The 2,147-nt window shown below is 62.6% G+C and carries 3 protein-coding genes; 1 reads left to right on the forward strand and 2 read right to left on the reverse strand.

The genetic code is table 11. The features are described from left to right. Both RIF72_RS20005 and RIF72_RS20010 read right to left on the reverse strand, forming a co-directional pair. Positions 1-309, reverse strand: a 309-nt coding sequence (locus tag RIF72_RS20005; RefSeq protein ID WP_309076530.1) for a GNAT family N-acetyltransferase, incomplete at its 3' end; no start/stop codon positions are given. Positions 310-355: 46 nt separating this feature from the next. Next, entirely contained in the window at positions 356-679 is a 324-nt protein-coding gene (locus RIF72_RS20010; RefSeq protein WP_309076531.1) for a hypothetical protein, read from the reverse strand. Between the two features lie 500 nt (positions 680-1,179). On the opposite strand from RIF72_RS20010, the gene RIF72_RS20015 reads away from it, so the two are divergent. Further along, positions 1,180-2,147, forward strand: a 968-nt coding sequence (locus RIF72_RS20015; protein ID WP_309076532.1) for a serine hydrolase domain-containing protein, incomplete at its 3' end; no start/stop codon positions are given.

Below are 2,147 nucleotides of genomic sequence, written 5' to 3' on the forward strand. Positions count from 1 at the left end.
GTCCAGGATGTGCTTGAGCATGCGGGTGGCGACACCCCGTCCCCGAGCGGTGGCTGTTGTGCGCATGGACTTGATCTCGCCGTGCTGCCCGGCACCGGGTGGGCAGTCCAGCAGCTTGAGCGCGCCGCAGCCCAGCAGATCGCCGTCTTCGCGGGAGGTCCAGAACGTGATCGACGGGGCCGACAGCGCGCAGTGGTCCAGGGCGTGAACGCTATCGGCAGGGGAGGTGGCAAACATGTCTGCGAGGTGCTCGCTCAGTAGCCGGCGGACATCACCGCGTGCGGGGTCGTCACGGTCAATGGAAATCATGGCCTCAAACTTACCGCGGGCTTAGTCAGGTCCGTCTGCTCCGAACCTAGAGCGGGTCCTTTAGACGACTGAAGAGAACACCGATAAGCGAGATGATCACCATCACTGCCAGCACGGTCAAGGCAGGGTTGACCCACTCGGGGACGAGGTCATGCGCGGCGTTGCATCTGTTGTGCAGCGGAAAGACCGGCAGACCGTCGTGTGGGTGCCGAAGACGAAAGTTCCGGTCAAAGTCCTGTCCAACGGCCAGGCAAGCGGCATACAAATTTCTTGTTGTGGCGGCAAACTGGGCGAGGATAAGGCCGCCCAGCAGGACGGCGGAAACCAAAGCCATTCCCCACCAGGTGCGCGTAGCTCTAGTTTTCTGCACCAAAGCCAGCTCCTAAAGGCCGCTGTGCTGGCTCTGCGCTCGTGGTGTGCCTGCCGTGACGGCTACTACCCTGGCGAGCTGGAACTCCTGTGTCCATCATCGGCCGCCTTCCACCCTCCCCGCGCTACCGGGTAAGGCGGATCAGCGAACCGCGAAGCTACCGGTAACCGGGTAGCCCCACCCTACGAGGAGACCGCAGCACGGCGCACGAGTGAGGAGTACCTGACATCTCGTCCTCGGCTACTTGCCCCGGCCAGGACGAACCGGAAGCGGACGACGGCGTACGCCCCCGCCGTCGAATGCCCACCACTTCCTTGTTTATCAAATGCCCATCACTACCTCGCTAACGGGAAGACGGCGTGGGCCGCGTTCAGGTGCTGAGCCTACCCAACTTCCGCTTCATCCATTGCCCGGCTGCAGCGCGGGGTCCACTATTAAGCCTGTCGGGGAGGCTGGGGCCTACTAACAAGTGCTCACCGCCCTAGGATCAAGGACTCGATATGACTAATGGCTCCGTTTCCCCCAACCGGCGTACGTTGCTCAAAGCGGCAGGAATTGGGGCAGCCAGTGTTGCTTCAATGCCCCTTCTGTCCGCATGCAACGCACAACCCGCTCGGCGCGCGTCAACGACGTCGCCGGCGCTTCTCCCGGCCCCGCCGGGACAGGTCGAACCGCTGCTGGACCTGCAGGCAATCACCAACGCACTGGCTAAGCTCGACGAACAGGCCGACACCGCCATGGAGAGTACCGGGCTTCCCGGGATGGCAATAGCCGTGGTGTACCGGGACGAGGTGGTGTACTCCAAAGGCTTCGGCGTGCGGGAGGTCGGGAAGCCTGAAAAGATCAGCCCGGACACGGTGTTCCAGTTGGCTTCTGTATCCAAGCCCTTGGCGTCCACGGTGGTGGCAGGGGTGGTGGGGCGCAAGGTCATCAATTGGGCCGATCCCGTGATCCAACACAACAAGGGCTTCTCGCTCAAGGATGACTACGTCACGCAGAACGCCACCTTTGCTGATTCGATGTCCCACCGCAGCGGGTTAAGAACGGGCTCGGGTGATCTGCTGGAGGACCTCGGATTCGACAGGGCGTACATCCTCAACCACCTCAACCAGCAGCCCCTTGATACGTTCCGGTCCAGCTACAACTACAGCAACTTCGGCTTCACGGAGGCTGGCCAGGCGGCAGCCGATGCAATGCGGATGTCCTGGGAGGATCTGGCTGACGAGGTCCTGTTCCGGAAGCTGGGCATGTCCGCCACCAGCTACCGTCACTCTGACTATGAAAAGGCCACAGACAGGGCCATCCTTCACGTGCCGCTCGGAAACAAGGAGTGGGCAGCGAAGTACCGCCGCAATCCCGACGCCGAAGCTCCCGCCGGCGGCGCGAGTTCGTCGGTCCGTGACCTGGCGCAATGGCTTCGGCTGCAGCTCGGGAACGGCCAATTTGAGGGCAGGCCCGTTATTGATCC

Source organism: Paenarthrobacter sp. (genome assembly GCF_031180005.1).
GTDB lineage: Bacteria > Actinomycetota > Actinomycetes > Actinomycetales > Micrococcaceae > Arthrobacter.